At 36.1% G+C, this 17942-nt stretch carries 10 protein-coding genes; 2 read left to right on the top strand and 8 right to left on the bottom strand.

Annotated features, from left to right (window positions below):
• Nucleotides 1-185: 185 nt before the first annotated feature.
• The 5 genes from IGI37_RS02765 to arfA all read right to left on the bottom strand — a co-directional run bounded on the left by IGI37_RS02765 (nt 186) and on the right by arfA (nt 8137).
• A complete protein-coding gene (locus IGI37_RS02765; RefSeq protein WP_438759869.1) occupies nt 186-3221 on the bottom strand; it encodes a glycoside hydrolase family 2 TIM barrel-domain containing protein in 3036 nt (1011 codons plus the stop codon).
• 278 nt (nt 3222-3499) lie between these two features.
• Nucleotides 3500-4315: a carbohydrate ABC transporter permease gene (locus tag IGI37_RS02760; RefSeq protein ID WP_438759868.1), complete on the bottom strand. Its 816-nt coding sequence runs from the start codon at nt 4313-4315 to the stop codon at nt 3500-3502.
• On the bottom strand, nt 4316-5191 hold the full coding sequence (locus tag IGI37_RS02755) for a carbohydrate ABC transporter permease (protein WP_438759867.1): 876 nt from the start codon (nt 5189-5191) through the stop codon (nt 4316-4318).
• Between the two features lie 153 nt (nt 5192-5344).
• A complete protein-coding gene (locus IGI37_RS02750) occupies nt 5345-6643 on the bottom strand; it encodes an ABC transporter substrate-binding protein (protein WP_438759866.1) in 1299 nt (432 codons plus the stop codon).
• Between the two features lie 12 nt (nt 6644-6655).
• On the bottom strand, nt 6656-8137 hold the full coding sequence (gene arfA, locus IGI37_RS02745; RefSeq protein ID WP_438759865.1) for an arabinosylfuranosidase ArfA: 1482 nt from the start codon (nt 8135-8137) through the stop codon (nt 6656-6658).
• A gap of 337 nt (nt 8138-8474) precedes the next feature.
• Between arfA and IGI37_RS02740 the strand changes: the two genes are divergently transcribed.
• Nucleotides 8475-9377 (top strand): ArsR/SmtB family transcription factor, encoded by a 903-nt coding sequence (locus IGI37_RS02740; RefSeq protein WP_438759864.1) that lies wholly within the window; start codon nt 8475-8477, stop codon nt 9375-9377.
• Between the two features lie 149 nt (nt 9378-9526).
• Entirely contained in the window at nt 9527-10345 is an 819-nt protein-coding gene (locus tag IGI37_RS02735) for a MerR family transcriptional regulator (protein WP_438759863.1), read from the top strand.
• Here IGI37_RS02735 and IGI37_RS02730 read toward each other — a convergent pair.
• The 3 genes from IGI37_RS02730 to IGI37_RS02720 form a co-directional block, all read right to left on the bottom strand.
• Nucleotides 10338-11519 carry an MFS transporter gene (locus IGI37_RS02730; protein ID WP_438759862.1) on the bottom strand — a complete coding sequence of 394 codons (1182 nt, stop codon included), beginning with the start codon at nt 11517-11519 and terminating at the stop codon, nt 10338-10340. The genes IGI37_RS02735 and IGI37_RS02730 overlap by 8 nt on opposite strands.
• Nucleotides 11516-14944, bottom strand: a complete 3429-nt coding sequence (uvrA, locus tag IGI37_RS02725; RefSeq protein ID WP_438759861.1) for an excinuclease ABC subunit UvrA — start codon at nt 14942-14944, stop codon at nt 11516-11518. Before uvrA ends, IGI37_RS02730 begins: the two co-directional genes overlap by 4 nt.
• A gap of 1012 nt (nt 14945-15956) precedes the next feature.
• Nucleotides 15957-17936, bottom strand: a complete 1980-nt coding sequence (locus tag IGI37_RS02720; protein ID WP_438759860.1) for a glutaminase domain-containing protein — start codon at nt 17934-17936, stop codon at nt 15957-15959.
• Nucleotides 17937-17942: the final 6 nt, after the last annotated feature.

Below are 17942 nucleotides of genomic sequence, written 5' to 3'. Positions count from 1 at the left end.
TCTAGCATGTCTCATGCGTAGAAGTTGTTGAGAGCGGAACAACATGAAGATGGAGTTGCTTCTATGCCCACCGTTTATTCGGGAAATAGGAGCATGGGCATAACTTTTTGAGTTATGTCCCATGCTCCCCTTCTCTTATTCGGTTCCATCAATGCAGATGCGAATAGCATTTCCCTTCAGCCACTTCAGCTAGTTTGATAATCTACTGTGAAAGAAAAGCCAAAGGGACGATTGTATAGTTTATATTCATCCGCCACTTCAGGACCACAGCTTGCTGACCCCAACCCATATTGCTGATGGTCTATATTTAGTTCAACTAACCCACTATTCTTTAACTCATAGGTATGCTCAGCCTTATCTAATTGTTCGGTTGAATAGTTACGAATGCTAAATTGAAAAGGTTCTCCATAAATTTTCAAGCCTATTCCTTGCTCATCAACTACCTGTAAACTTCTAGTGCCCATTCTATTTCCATTCTCTTGTGGGCGAATATAAGGAGTCATCAGTTCAGCTACCGAGCTCTCCCAAGCACCTAAATAGCCACTCTGACAACTATCAGCATACGTTTCATTTGGCCCTAAGCCATACCATTTAACAAATTGAAACGCTTTAGTTAAATTCATTTGAAAGCCAATTTTGGGTAAAGTTTTGGGTGCATTTCCGAACGGTTTTCCTTTAATAGAAATGTTCACGGCCCCTTTTTTAATTATGCGATACGTACTCTCCAGTTGAATTCCCCAATCCTTGGTAATTGCCCCTTGAACACTAGTTACTACAACTTCTACTGACTCTTCTTGTTCACTGACTTGAACTTCAACCACTCGTTGGGCTAGTTGATTCACCCCATACTCGTACCATTCATTTGAGATGGGTTTGGTATGAAACTCTTCTTGACCCAAACGATCATTATCAGTCGCTGCACGCCAAAAGTTCATCTTAGGACTCTTTACTATTATGGATTCTCCTTGGTAGGTCCACGTAACTATTTCCCCAGTAATTAAATCAAAAATCAATTGCACATCATTACTCTTAATTTCCAATCTATTGTCTTCTCGAGTAGCATTAAACTGTTTCTTTTCTTTCCCTTGTCTATGTGATTTAGGCCGAACAATCATTTGTCCCCATGCCACTTTGTTAGAATAAAATTCTTTTGCTTCTTTCTCTCTAAAGACTAAGGATAAGACAACTTCTTCCTCACTCTGTATACCCTCAGCGACTGGTATTGGAATACTAAGAGACGTTCGCGGTTTAACATCTAATTCGCCTAAGTCTACTACCTTCACTATCTGTCCTTTGACTGTCCAAATAAATTGACTCATAAGCGTACTTAAATTCCTAAAATCAAAACGATTAGTTACCTTCACCTGTTTTTTATCTGAAGAAAATTCAATTGTTACGGGCTCAATCACTTTTTTTAATTCAAAAAGAGCTGGCGAAGGGGTTCTGTCTGGAAACACTAAGCCATCAATCACAAAGTTGCTATCATTCGGCTCATCACCAAAGTCTCCACCATAGGCATAATAGATTTCCCCAGAATCCGTCTCCTGTTGAATTCCATGATCAATCCACTCCCACACAAATCCACCTTGAAGGCGAGGATATTGATAAAATAAATCCATATACTCTTTTAACCCCCCAGGACCGTTTCCCATCGCATGCGCATACTCACATAAAATATGAGGCTGTGGCAGTTCGGTCTTTGTCCCTTCTACACGCATTTTTTCAACAGAAGTATACATCGTTGAAAACATATCACTGGCATGGTTCTCCAATTCAAGCTGGTTTTCAAAAATATTTCTTGATTCACCTTCGTAATGAACTAGCCTTGTTTGATCATAACTACGGACCCAATCAGCCATTGCTTGATGATTTCTGCCAAAGCCAGATTCATTCCCTAAAGACCATATTAGAATTGATGGGTGATTTTGATCTCTTATCACCATCCGTTTCATTCGATCGAGATAAGCTGTCTGCCAATCGATAGCCTCACTCAATTCATCTCTTCTTTGGACGATATCCATTCCATGTGTTTCAATATCCACTTCATCAATCACATAAAGTCCATAATAATCACATAATTCATAGAATCGAGGATCATTGGGATAATGTGCTGTTCGAACGGCATTTATATTAAATTTCTTCATTAATTGAATGTCTATTTCCATAACAGATAGAGGAACTGCTCGCCCAAATTTTGGATGCCAATCATGACGATTGACTCCTTTAAATATAATTGGCTGACCATTCACTTGAATGAGTCCGTTTTTTAGTTCTATTGAGCGAAAACCAATTTTTTGAGGAATGACTTGGATTAATTGATTATCCTCGTATACTTCAATTATCAATGAATACAAAGAAGGTGTTTCTGCCGTCCAAGTCTTCGGTTGCTCAATTTGGTAGGTGCTAGAAAACTCTGTTGCTACTATATTATGTTCCTCATTAAATAACAGATTCAAGTTTTCTGTATCATACAATTCCATTTTTAATGTATACTGCTTATTGCTCGCTATGCCTTCAAATGAATAGTCGATAGTTAGCTCGCCAGTTGCATAGTCAGCTGACAATCCCGGTTGAATAAATAGGTCAACGAGTCCTGAGCTCTGTCTATCGTACAAATAAACATCTCTAAAAATTCCACTTAACCACCACATATCTTGGTCCTCGAGATAGCTCATCGCTGACCATTGGGACACTTGAACCTGAATCGTATTTTCCCCTACCATCAAAAAATCCGTTAAATCAAATTCTGCGGGTAAACGACTCCCTGTGCTGTAACCAACATAATGATCATTTACCCATAATTTGAACGCATTATCTACACCTTCAAATCGCAGAATTTTTTTCCTTCCTTGAGGAAAGCTTGAGAAAAATACCTTCCTTTTATAATATCCTGCTGGGTTTTTAGTAGGTATATAGGGTGGATCAACGGGAAACGGATAGTCAACATTTGTATAATGTGGATTGCCGTAGCCTTGCAGTTGCCAATGTCCTGGAACATTTATAGTAGACCATAAAGAAGATAATGCCCCTGTTCCGAAAAAGCCTTCAGGTATTTGTTCAACAAATTCTGTTAACTGGAAGGCCCATTGACCATTCAAGGACTGAAAGCCAATTGACCTATCTCTGTCAAAAGACAATGCTTCCTCTCTCGTTTCATATACTTGAAAGTAACTATGCGCGCGCTCTCTGTTTTCATGTAACACTTGGTGGTTTTTAAACATCTATTCAGCTCCTCATAGATATAGAATTCATCGCCGTGATTTTCTTGATTTTTTTGTTTCTCTTCTAATAATCAGACTTAAATAAATAACAAAAAAAGCTTCTTCAGTTCTTATTGTATTGGTTTCTCTTCCCTTCCTAACCATTCGTGTTGGGATAGAAATCTTTAACTCCGAGAACCAAAATAGGTACTGTGCTCACCGTTTATTCGGATATTAAGAGCCTGAGACCATAACTAAAAAAAGTTATATCCCAGACTCATTTTTTTTGAGATAAATACTCAACGATATGACCCGGTCATTCCTTGAACAAACTGTTTCTGTAGCGTTAGGAAGATGATAATCATTGGCAATGTTGCAATAAGAATTGCCAGCGTAAGAGCCCCGTAATCAATATAATAGCCATTTGCCATTGATGAAATCATCAAGGTCAACGTTTTCTTCTCATTCGTTTGTAAAATGATTAACGGCCACATATAGTTGTTCCACTGATTCATAAATGCGTAAATCACACCTGCCGCCATCGTTGACTTCATCGCTGGCACAACAATTCTAAAAAAGATTGATGGTTCTGTTGCACCATCGATTCTTGCTGCCTCAATAATTTCATCCGGAAAACTCGTAAAACTTTGAGACAGAAAAAAGATAAGAAAAACAGATACTAACCCTTGCAGAATGATCGCTGCAAACGAATCATTCAAACTTAATTTTGACATCAAACGATATAGAGGAATCATCTGTGCCGCGAACGGAATCATCATCGTTAAAAGAAAAATTGAAAAGATGATTCGTTTTCCTTTACTAGAAAATTTTGAAAAACCATAAGCCGCTAATGAACAAACAAATAGACATAAAATACTGAAAATAACAGTAATCCCTATCGTATTAGAAAACACACGCCAGATATCATACGTTTCAACTAAATGAGCCAAGTTCTCTGATAAATAGCAACCAATCGCTAATGTTCCTTTAGAAACCTCAACACTCTTATTCGTCGAGCCTACTATAAGCCAATAAAAAGGAAAAAGAGAAATAAATGTCCAAATAATTAAAAACAGGTATCCGAAAAATTTCATCACATTCTGTTTTGATTTCATTTAATCTTTCCCTCCTGCTCTGAATTGGATAATTGATAAAATCACAACAATCAATACAATGGCATAGGAAAGTGTCGCTGCATAACCAAAGTTTGGCGAATAGACAAAGGAGGTATTATAAATATACTGAGAAATGGTTGTTGTCGCCGTTCCCGGACCACCCTTGGTTAAATTCATTGGCTCATCAAACAACTGTAAGGTGCCGATTGTTGAACTAATCGCAGTAACTAAAATAATGGGTTTCAAATTAGGGATAGTAATATGAAAAAATTGTTTTAGTTTACTCGCACCATCTATTTCGGCAGCTTCATAGATTTCTGTCGGAATATTTTGCATAGCTGCTAGGTAAAAAATCATATTATAGCCTGTCCATCGCCATAATAAAACGAGGATAATAACAATTTTTGCTAACACTCCATGAGATAACCATGGGATTTGTTCTGAAACAAGCCCCAGCTTCAATAGAACATTATTAATCAATCCATCATTAGCAAAAATCATTTTGAATAACGTTGAAGAAGCTACTAATGAGGTGACGCACGGAATGAAGGCTGCCGTTCTAAAAAAAGATTTAAAGCGAAACATTTTAGAATTCAGTAATGAAGCGAGTAACAATGCTAAAAGTAGCATGATAGGTACCTGTACGATTAGAAAGAAGATACTATTCATCATCGATACTTGAAATGTCTTGTCACTGAATAATCGAAGGTAGTTATCTATCCCAACAAATTCTGTTTTAAACCCTTTTATTGACTGAAAACTCATCAAAAATGAACTGATAACTGGATAAACAATAAATATTGCTGCTAAAATAACAGCAAAGGAAATAAAAAACCATCCATAAAAATCTTTTTTAATACTACGTACTTTTCTCATTGTAGTCCCCCTCATAAAAAGGCTAAACGAAGAATCACTCGTTGGAACGAAAGAAGAAGCCATTCTTCTTATTCTACGTCTAGCCAATTAGTTTAGTCCGGTCTAGAAAATAATCATCCGATGAATTACCTAGGCCTAATTATGATTTTTTAACTATTGAATTTTACTCTCTACAGAAGCCTGAATTTCATCTAAGCCTTTATCTATTGGAACCGTTCCATCTAAAATAGTTTGTAGATTTTCTTTTAACGTGTCTTTGATTGTTGGTGTTTCTTTCGTTTGATAGACAGCCGGAATTTTATTCAACCAATCCGTTAGCTTCACATAGATTTTCTCATTCCCGAAGAACTCGACCTCTTGTTGATACGCTTCGCCCTTAGCAGCCTCTTTTGCAGAAGAAATACAACCATTTTCAGTTAAAATTTGTTGCTGGAATTCTGTGTCTTCACCAAAGGTAGACACTAAAAATTTAATAGCTTCTTCTTTTTTACCTGAACTATCCATGACAAACCAACTAGCTCCACCTGTATTTGAATAATTTGTTGCTCCTTCAACATCCAAACGAGGGATAGTGGCTAAGCCCCACTTACCAGATTGATCTTCTGCTTGTTTGATTGAATCAACAAACCAGCAGCCGTTCACAATAGAAGCAGTCTCTGTATTATTGGTTACTTTGAGATAGCTATCCCAACCATTAACATCCGTCACATTTGACGATGCTTTTAACTTTTTCGCTATATCTAAAGTGGCAGCAAGAGTCCCATTTCCTTTAACCATTGGCTTACCGGACTCATCATTAAACCAGCTATTTGCTGATTGTAAGAGGATCTGCTCGATACGTGTTTCTGTATAGAATTGATCTGCATAGTAATTAACACCTGTTTTTTTCGAGACTGCGTCACCCATTTTCATAAATTGATCCCATGTAATATCAGTTAAATCTTTTTCTGAGTATCCCGCTTCCTCAAACAGATCCGTTCGATAGAATAAACCCGTTACTCCTGTATCAAAAGGCAGTCCATAAGTTTTTCCCTCGTAACTAACAGCTGTCTTTTTGAAGTCATAATAATCATCTAACTTAACTGAATCTGACATATCAGCAAATGCGCCATCATAGGTAGATAAGAATTTTTGTCCATCTGCATCTTGGAGTAAAACAATGTCTGGCAATCCTTTAGTTGAACCTGATGAAAGGATTGTTTGCATTTTTTGATTAACATCCTCACTAGAAATATCTTGTATGTTGACTTTAAGATTTTCCTCTTCATTTTTGTTGTAACGCTCCACCGCTTTGTTAACCATATTGACGTTATAATTAGCATCCCAGCACCAAACGGTTAATTCATCACTTGAGCTCTCTGATTTTGACTCTTCACTTTTGCCACACGCTGTTAACCCTACTAATGCGCCAAACACTACAACTGCCTTTACTAATTTTTTGAATTTTTTCATGTCTCTTTCCCCCTATTTTTTTAGTCGAATGACATTCCAAGAAAGTGGTTTAATTGTTACCTGTTTTATGTTTGCATCCAATTTCATCTCAACTGGTTCTATTGAAGAACTAAAAGAATTTTTTACAACAGGATCTGTTGAAGCGTACTCAATGTGACTCTCTAATTGATAAGCTTCATATCCCATAAAATCTAAAGATAAATCCATGGTTTCATTTAAGCTACGGTTTACTGCAAAAATAGTCAGATGTTCATTATCATCATTTTCGATTACTACACTATCTAAATATGAGACACGCCCAAATTCTTCTACCTCGTACGTTGGGCTTTCAATAATGGCTTGTAACACCGTCCCTCTTCCGTAATTTGACGCATGTGCATATGGATAAAAGATTGTTTGTTTAAATAGCCCTTCTTCATTAGTAAAAATAGGTGCGATAACATTGACTAGCTGAGCCATACAAGCAATTTTCACTCGATCAGCATGCTTTAAAAGTGTGATAAGAGCCAAGCCAACTAATAATCCATCCTCAAATGTATAGTTATCTTCTAGAATATTGGGCGCTTCTTGCCAAGGGGTAACCTCTAAATCATGCTCATTAGAATGATACCAAGCATTCCATTCATCAAATGAAATCATCATCGTCTTATCAGATCGTTTAATTGCTTTAATTGAGTCACAAATTGAAACAACCGAATCAATAAATTTATCCATGCGAACAGATTTTGCTAAATGATGAAGCGTTCCTTTTGTGGGTGCATCAAAATATTGATGCATAGATATATAATCAACATTGTCGTAGCATTCTTTGAGCACAGTCTCTTCCCATTCGCCAAATGTCGGCATTGACTCATTAGAACTTCCGCAAACAACTAGTTCAATAGCAGGGTCTAACAAGCGCATTGCATTTGCTGTTTCGTTGGCTAAACGAGCATATTCATAAGCCGTCTTATGTCCTGTCTGCCAGGGGCCATCCATTTCATTTCCTAAACACCATGTCTTAACCTTATAAGCTGATTTTCTCCCGTGCGCTCTTCTTTTTTCTGCCCAATAAGAGTCTGAATCAAGATTACAATACTCTAACAAATCACAGGCCTCTTGGATGCCTCGCGTTCCAAGATTCACTGCCATCATAGCTTCCGCATTCACTTCTTTGACCCAATCCATAAATTCATCTGTACCAAATTGATTTGACTCAACCGTTCGCCAGTGAAGATCAACTTTTCTTGGCCGTTCATTCTTGGGGCCGACGCCATCTTCCCATCTATAACCAGAGACAAAATTCCCACCTGGATAACGAATCATAGGAACAGACAATTCATTAATTGCCTCAATAACATCTTTTCTATATCCTTTTTCATTGGAAAGGCTATTCTTAGGATCGTATATCCCTCCATACACACACCTCCCCATATGTTCAACAAAAGACGAATAAATTCTTTTATCTATTTTGGCTATCTCAAACCCTTCGCTAACTTTCAATTTTGCTTCCACGACTTCTCCTCCTTTAATTCATAAAAACATTAACAAAATAAACAAAAAATAAATTACATTTATATATTTACATCTTTCGAAAGCGTTGTCAATAACAAAGTAACTATTTTTATTCATTTAATTACTTTCTATTTTCAGAAGCGTCTATTAAATAAATTTGATTTAATTCTTATTTTTATTTATCATACAATTAAAGAGTGATGCTGAAATACAAAATAGTTACTGAAATTTATTTATTTTTACTCATTTTTCACTTACTATAGTAGGTGTAACGAAACTTGTATGTAGTCGTACTGTCTTTTATTAACTATGTACTCACTAAAAAGGATGATAATCTATGAACATTGAACTTTCCGAAGAATCATTACCCGTATTCAGCGCTTTAGATAGCCCTGTTCGAATAAAAATTATTCAGCTTCTGGCAAAAAAAAGGATGAATATCAAAGAGCTTGCCAAGGCACTAGACTTAAGTAACTCCATTGTCACCATGCACGTAAACAAACTAGAGGCAGCTGATTTAATCTCCACACGAAAGATTCCTGGGAAATCAGGAATCCAAAAGATTTCCATGCTAAAAGTAGAAAATCTGATGATTCAATTTCCCGAAAAAATTGAAGAAGCCTATGATTACTATGATGCGGATATTCCATTAGGACAGTTTACAGATTATGATATTTCACCCTCTTGTGGAATGGCCTCAGCGAATAAATTCATTGGTCAATTAGATATGCCTAAGTTTTTTATGGATTCTAGTCGTATCTCCGCACAAATTGTTTGGTTTACAAAAGGTTTTTTAGAATACAAAGCAACTAATTACCTAGATACAAATGAGATTTTACAAAAAATTGAACTGAGCATGGAAATTTCTTCAGAGTATCCTTTCGCTAAAGATAACTGGCCTTCTGATATTACCTTTTCATTAAATGGAATTACTTTAGGAACATGGACAAGTCTAGGGGATTATTCTGATCGCCGAGGAAAAATAAATCCTGAATGGTGGCCGAATGATATGAATCAATACGGCTTATTAAAAATACTTCAAATCAATCATGAAGGAACCTTTATGGACGGAGAAAAATTATCAGATGTGACTGTTAAAGAATTTCAGGATAACTCGAAGAACTGGACGATTCGTTTTGAAGTTAAGGAAGAATCAGAAAACGTCGGAGGATTAACTATCTTTGGTCGTGGATTCGGTGATTACGATCAAAATATTCAACTTCGCGTATACTATAACTAATTGATCTATTTATCTAAAATTTTCCGCCATATTTTAAAACTTCAGTTATTTCAAGGTATCTCCTAAGCATAGTAACTCCTCCTAGAAGCATTACTGCAAAGCTTGAAGTATACATTCAAACAACTATAATTGAAATAAGAGGTGACCAAATGAAAATAGGTGATTTTTCTAAACTTACAAAAGTATCTGTACGTATGCTTCGTTATTACGATAAAGAGGAAGTCTTAAAACCTAAAGAAATTGATGAAGTGACAGGTCATCGTTCATACTCAATTTCACAAGTACCGCTTCTGCAAAAAATTATCATGTTGAGAGATTTAAATTTTAGTATTTCGGAAATAAAAGCGATTATAAACGCTTGGGATAAAAACACGCTTTTAGAGTATATGGAAGACCAACTACAAACAACGAATCAAATAATTGAACAAACACAAGAGCGATCTTTAAAGCTTCAACAAGTAATCAATCATATTCATCAGAACAATATTGAAAAAGAATATGCGATTATTATTAAGTCGATCCCAGCATTTCCTATCATTTCATTGAGAAGAAAGATGAAAAATCATTTTGAAGAAGAAAAGCTTTGGGAAGAGCTTTATAATTTTGTAAAAAAACAGCATATTTCCATTGACCAGACAAGATATAATAATATCGCAATTTATCATGATACGGTTGATGAAAGTATAGATATTGAGGTTGCCTTTATCGTTAAAAAAGAAACTAAGTCATCTCAAACTATCCATTATCGCTCATTAGAAGAAGTTCATCACATGGCTTCTATGATGGTGTATGGCTCTTATAAGAACATTGATAAGGCTTATCACTCTTTTGTTGAATGGTTATCTCAAAATACAGAGTATTCTTTAGGAGAGACTTCTAGGCAAATAACCATTATTGATGGACGTCATACAAAAAATGAAAGTGAATATCTAACAGAAATTCAGATTCCTTTACTCTTGATTAAGTAATCTTTTTTTGATTACGAAAAATCCAAGCACCTAGAAATAGAAGTGAAATACTCGGTATGATAAAGGATAAATTCAAATTGACATTACTAATTGGAGCAAATATCAACATCCCTAAAGGAGTTGCTAACGTCCCAAACAAATCAAGATAAGAGAACATTCTTCCCATATATATTGGAGAACTATACTCTTGTATCATTGTTATGATAGGCGTGTAGTATAGTGGACTTCCAATGCCCATCACAAGCATAAAAACAAAAAATAACCCTATTGATTTTGCGATGATAAGGGCACCCATTGCTAGTCCAAAAACACAGACAGAATAACCGATTAACTTAAAATACGAAAGGGTTATTTTTTTATAGCCTAAATAAATGCTCCCCAATAATGCACCAATTGAAAATGCCATTTCAATACTTGTTAAAACCCATACCTTATCTCCTACATTATGAGAAGCAAGTAAAGGGGTTAACTGTGAAGCTGGCACCACTAAAAAGCTGAAAATAGTATAAAGTGACATAATCGTTCTCATATTTTTTGACTTTTTTAGGTAGATAAAACCTTGTTTCAAAGAAGAGAATCCATTTTCCGATACTTGCCTTTGTTTATGAATTATTGGCATACTACATAAGAGACCAATTCCAATGATTGCTGTCACAACATCAATCAACAAAACTATGCTTAATGAGAATAAACTCAAGGCAACTCCTGCGAGTGCTGGAGACACTAATTGCACGATACTCCATGTAGTAGTGGAATAACTATTTGCACGCATTAGTTCGTTTTCGGGAACAAAAGAAGGTAAGATGCTCTTGGTTGCAGGTAGTTGTATACCACTCCCTAATGAGCGGAAACTGTTGAAAATGTATAACCACCAAATAGAGTGATATCCGTTTGCATAAAGAAGTGCCAAGCTTAGGGTAGCAAATGCAATAAAACCATCTGACAGTATTATGATTCGCTTAAGTGGAAAACGGTCAGCAAGTACGCCTCCCATAAGCATAACAAGTGCTTGTGGGAGGAAGGTAGTAATCGTAATCCCTGTAATGGCTAAACCTGAATTGGTTTGCAGTGTTACATACCAAATGAGGGATAATGAAACAACAGAGGAACCAAGCATAGATACAGTTTGACTAACCATGAAAACAAACAATCTCTTTTTCCAATTCAATTTCATAAATACCTCCCTGTAATACTATTTGTGTTTTGTTTGATATCTTCAGGTGTTCCAGTTGCAACAATACACCCTCCATGAATTCCGCTTTCTGGCCCAATATCTATGAGCCAATCAGAATTTAAAATAATTTCTGTCGCATGCTCAATAATTAAAACAGAGTGTCCGTCCTCAATGAGTTTTTCAAATGCGATTTGTAATTTTTCAATATCTTTAAAGTGTAATCCAGTAGTTGGCTCATCTAAAATATATAACATGTTTCCTTTTGCTTTTTCTCCAAGTTCTTTTGCTAGTTTTAAACGTTGTGATTCACCGCCACTGAGTGTTGCTGTGCTTTGACCAAGCTTCAAATAACCTAATCCTACATCAAGTAAAACAAGCAGCTTATTATAGATTGCAGTATATTTTTCAAAGAAAGTTATAGCATCAACAATTTCCATATTTAAGATTTCGGATATGTTTTTTTCATGATAAGTGATTTGTAAAATATCATTTTGATATCTTTTGCCTGAGCATTCACTGCATGTGACCCACTGGTCTGCGATATAGGGGAAGGTAATTTTAATTTTTCCAATACCTAAACAGTTCGGACACTGTCCTTTTTTTGAATTGTAGCTAAAATATGCGTCATCAAATCCTAATTTTATAGCAGATTGTGTTTTGGAAAACAGGAATCGAATATCATCAAAAACATTCGTATAGGTAGCGATTGAGGAACGGATAGACTTCCCGATGGAAGACTGATCCATTAACACATATCCATCAATTTGTTCTAACCCTACAATTGAGTGATAATATTTCTTTTTTACACTAGATTTCTTAAACTCTTCTTCTAAAGCAGGAACTAAACTTTCAAATATGAGTGAACTTTTCCCTGAACCACTGACTCCCGTGACAGTTGTTATGCAGTTAAGCGGAATTTCGACATCAATATTTTTCAGATTATTGGCAGAGCAACCGTTTAATTCAATCCAATCTTTGATATTTCTTCTACTTATCACAATGGATTCCTTGTCTTTTCCTAAATATTGCCCAGTAATTGATTTTGGGTTCTTAATGATTTCTTCAATCGTTCCACGTGCTACTATCTCTCCTCCTGCTTGGCCTGCACCATAACCAACATCAATCATATAGTCGGCAGACAGCATTGTTTCTTTATCGTGCTCAACGACAATAACTGTATTGCCATTTTTCACAAGATTTTTGAGTGAGTCAATAATTAAGTGGTTATCTCTTGGATGTAATCCTATAGAGGGTTCATCAAGGATATAGGTGATACCAACTAGTTCATTTCCTAATTGATTTGATAACCTAACTCTTTGCAGTTCACCGCCTGATAAAGTTGGAGCTGTTCTGTCTGTAGAAAGGTAATGCAACCCTACATTTAGTAGATGATTACAACGGTTTTCAATTTCCGCTATCAGTTCATCGGTTAATTTTTTTTCATCTGTTGTGAGATGGTCTTGTAATGTACAAATCCAATTCATTAATTCCTGAATGGTTAACTTCATAATTTCAGGCAAGCGATATCCATAAACTACAGTAAACCTTGCTTCTACACCTAGTAATTCTCCCTGACAAGTGGAGCATTTTTCTTTATCCATATACTGCATATAAGGGGTGTCACTTGAAGTGGCTTCTCTAAAAAGGCGTTGGATATGATGAACTGCTCCAGAAGCAGGCCGTTTAATTTTTGCCGTTCTCCCTTTTGATTCATATTCATAAGAATAAATTTTATCTTGTGTTCCATATAAAATGTGCTCAATAAAGGAATCTGGTAATTCGGCCCATGGAATATCTAAGTCAATTCTTTCCTCTTTCGCAATGGCATATAGCTCACCAACCATCCAGTTACCGCTTGGCTTTTTACCTCTGAGCTTGCCCCAATAATGTGTGGCGCCATCTAAAATTGATTTAAGAGGATCAGATACAATTTTTTGAGGATTCATTTTATATACATAGCCTAATCCGTTGCAATCACTACAAGCACCTGTATGACTATTTGCATTAAAGATGGATGTATTTAGTTTCGTGAATATTGTTTGACATTTTGGACAACTATTTTTTGTTTTACTTAAAGAAATTAATTCGACAGCACAGTAAGGACAATATAGCTTTCCAATCGCTACATATAACATGCGTAAATAATCCCAAATCCCCGTTATTGTGCCAATGGTCGAACGAGGGTTTTGATTTCCTTTTTTTTGTTCAATAGCGATAGTAGGAGTGAGTCCTTGTAGTACATCAAAATCAGGTTTCATAAGCTGTTCATTTAATTTTGTTCCACTATTGGCATTTTCCAGATACCGGTGTTTTCCTTCCTGATAAATTGTGTCAAATACAAGTGAAGACTTACCACTTCCGCTTACGCCTGTTACAACCGTAAATTGATTTTTAGGTATTGTTACTTCAACGTTTTTAAGATTATTTTCTCTAGCTCCCTTTAAATAAATGGAATCACGATTCTGTTTAACAGGCTCTTTTATCTTAGACATAGGCAATTTATTTACTTTAAACTTTTCTTGTAGCAATGCTGGATTCGTAATTGCTAATTCACTTGTAATTCCTAGAATCTTTAACTGTGAATAGATAGAAGGTAGATAGTTTTCTGGAAGTTTCAAGACAAGTTCGCTCAATATTTTAGTATCGAAATTAGGGTTTGCTAAAATTTCTGCCATTTCATCAAGCAACTCTTTTTCTGATTTTGTTAATTGGTTATATTTTTTATTGCTTAAGTCCGTCCATAAATCCCAAGGCAATAGCTCTAAGCCAATCATGCAATTAAAATCGTGCAACAAGTTTCCTTTGACAGATTGCCAACCTTTCCAGTTTTTGTTATAACCAAAATCATCTTGATGGTAGAAGCCTTGACGGCATAGTTTCCAAGCTTCAGCACCACTTAAAAATCCATTTTTAAATTGTAAATTTAGAGAATCAAAAGATACCCCAAAATGTTCTTTTTGAATATCATCTAGTTGAGGGTCAATACGAATCCATCTTTTTTCTTGAGAATGATAATATTCGACAATCCAGTGGTCTTCATAGGGAATATCTGTTTTAAAGTAATTTGCAAAGCCAACACGTATTCTTGCTTGTATTTCTTGACTACGTAAAAAAGAAACCACTAACAAGCAATAATCACGACACATACCTACTAATCGCATATTAGGTTCACGAAGGGTCGATAATGGTTTGTTTGAAATCTGTTCAATTTTTTGTAGCATTTGATAAGCTGTTCGTAACAATTCCTCATCCGTTTGTTTTTTACTAAATCGAACACCGTATAGTTTTTCGTGCTCAGCATGGATGACCAAATTTTGAACACATAGAACGAGTTTTTCAATCGTAGTTGGTAAATTATCAAATTTTTGAATAAACTCTTTAGGTTCCGTAATAATACTCTGTTTTAAAAAATTTATTTCTTGCATAAAAATCATCTCCTCTCACATCCATGTTAATTCATGACACGGTGTTAGATGCAAGAGGGAATTAATAACTAAGAATTAATGTCTCAAGTTATTGGCTCTTTGTTTTTATATCTAGCTCATTACTGATTATGATATAAAAAATATTTATTCAATAATGAATGAAATTGAAAATTTTGCACTGTTAACTTACTCTATACGTGAAGCAACTCCTACAAAAATACAACGAGGTATGTGATGTTGCACAGTACCTACTCGGTTTTTAGAGTTGAACGCTTCTTTTATAACCTCCTGATAAACATCAAAAAAACCGTCACTGTTAGCCACCCAGTACGGTTTAATAGAAATTAAGTTGGAACTTGCCAAAGAGTTCTCTTGCAGCAAGCTTCGTATCGAAGTTCGATCACCATCAGGCTTCTTTTTCCTTACATGATAACTTACTGTTGATTGGCTGATTTGTGAATGAACTTCCTTAAAAAACGAAAGAGGTCTCAATAAGCAGACAATTGTTATTTTCATATTTCCATCAATAATGTTTAGATACATCTGACACTTGTCTAGTTTATTTTCAAAAGAGTTAACGAGCGTGGGACATAACTCTACAAGCTATGTCCCAGCCTCTTTTTATCCGAATAAACGGTGGATACAGAAGCAACTCCATCTTCACGTTGTTCCGCTCTCAACAACTTCTACGCATGAGACATGCTAGAGTTGAAGGTTCGGAAATAAGCTGAAATTCACAAAAATTTGAAGAGCACCATGTAGGAATCAATCAACATCGAAAGAAAGGCTTTCGTGTTTCTTGTCATTTCCGTGAATTCCCTCTTATTGCTGTAAAACACAACGAAGCATGAGTTGATGTTGCACAGTACCTAATCGGTGCTGTAAAACACAACGAAGTATGAGTTGATGTTGCACAGTACCTACCCGGTTCTCGGAGTTAAACACTTCTGTCCCAACCTCTAAGTCCAGCAAAACTGGCAGTTACAAGACTTATCTAATCGAATCTCTCCTGTTATTTTGACTCAGTAGCTAATGCTTCTTTTAAAAGTGGCATGAACATCGCCCCAACAACGGTTCGATTCTTAAAGTTCATGACATGCGCATCTTTGGTATCATACCAATCTGAAAACGGTACTCGATTCTCAGTACATTCGATATAATGACGAATAGGAGATAATAATTTTTCTCTCGTCGTGTTTTCGTTTGCAAAGATGGAAATCCAGACTATCCAATCGGCTTTTGTATACTCCGCCCGATTGTCTAGAGGAACGCCAAATTCATTGATTTCTTCTAGATACTTACTTAATTCTTTTTGCATAACCTCTTCTGGAAATAGCCCTAAATCAAATAATTTATCCCAAACAATATTGTACTTCATACTCCAGCTATCAGGTCTATCAAAGGCAAGAGGCGTATGCTCTTTTGATGAAATAGCAGTTTCCATCCAAGCTTGAGCCATTTTGTGCGCACATGTAGTATAGCGAGCGCCTTTTTCCTGTACCCCCATTGCCGTCAGTGCTTTGCCAAATAGTCCTAGTGCTGTAATCGCCTTTAAAGAAAGATTACAATTATGAGCCAAGTGTCCTGCAAAATCATCTGTACATAATTGATTTTCCGGATTTTGCCCAAATTTTACCAAATAGTCCGCCCACATAAGGTTCGTGTCCATATGCTCTTTGAAAAAACTCTCTTCTTTATCTCGTAAATAAATAGCTGAAACCATCGCCAACATATTGCCGCTTTCTTCAATAGGCATTTGCTGTTCAAAATTATAGACTGCTTGGCCAGCTGGTAATTGGTAGTAATCATAAATAGTATCTCTCACTGCTCGATTAGACCAATCTTTAGAGCCGATATGAGTCTGCTCTCCGTATACTTGACCAGTAGCATATGGATAACACCCCACATCATGAGGAGCAAAATCATATTCCCACACTGGTAACGAAGCAAATTTATACACGGGTCTTAACATACCTTTTGCCAACTCCGTTTGATAAAGTAAATATAACGGAATGGACGGGTAGCTGATATCTACCGTTCCAATGCACCCATTTGAGCTACATTCTTTTGATAGAAAAACAATTTCACCTTCTGGATCACGTATTAACTTGTGCGCACAAATAGATTGTCGATAACTAAATGCCGTCAGAAAATCCAAGCTCTCTCCACCAACTATAAGTGCGGACTCACTAATTTTTTTATCAATACGTTCGCAATCACTCAAACGTTCAGATAGAGTTTCAAGATACTCTTTTAGTAGCGCAAAAATCCCCGTATATTTTTCTTTCCATAACGCATTAGTTGGTGTGCCAAAATAGTTAATCGAATGAACATCATCATAAGCGACTACTATAGAGACTGGCGCATCAGAGGTTAACGGATAAGTTGCAACTAAGTTCTCACGTCGTTTCTCATATCGAATGTTTGTTTGATTTGTTGCGGCTAAATAAAGATACCCCCAATTGATATCAATTAAGTCTCCTGTCGAATCTAATGGCGTTTGTCTTCCTTTCCCCATCCAAACAATATTCTCCGTTGGTGTTATGATTTCCTTCCAGTGTAAAGGTTCTTTTTCAAGCGTATCGCGACATATTTCTTCTGAAAAAGTCAATCGAACAGCCAATTCTTCACTCATCTTAGCAACTGCTTTTGTGGTAACCACCGTAACAGGTTCACTGATTGTATAAAGATCTTCAAGATTTAAATCCACTGAAAAAACGACTTCTAGTTTTACTCTATCATTTTCAAAGGTATACTTCGTTTGGGTTGCGGTGACCTCTAGATTCGTTTGTGGAATGCTAGGAATAAGGCCATCTGCTCCCATAAAACGATAAGTCGTCTCTCCCACCGTAATGTATCCGCGTACTGGTTGTTCTTTTCCCGTCCAGCTTTGTGTATCACAGTCAGTCAATTTATCTGCTGGTGACCATATTGAAAAATATGGATCACTTAAAAACAACGGGATAGATGATGCACGATTTACTTTAACCATATTAAA

Origin of the sequence: Enterococcus sp. AZ194 (assembly GCF_051713825.1) — a bacterium.
GTDB lineage: Bacteria > Bacillota > Bacilli > Lactobacillales > Enterococcaceae > Enterococcus_K.
Note: the sequence above shows the minus strand (reverse complement) of the source record. Positions and strands in the feature narration are given on the sequence as shown.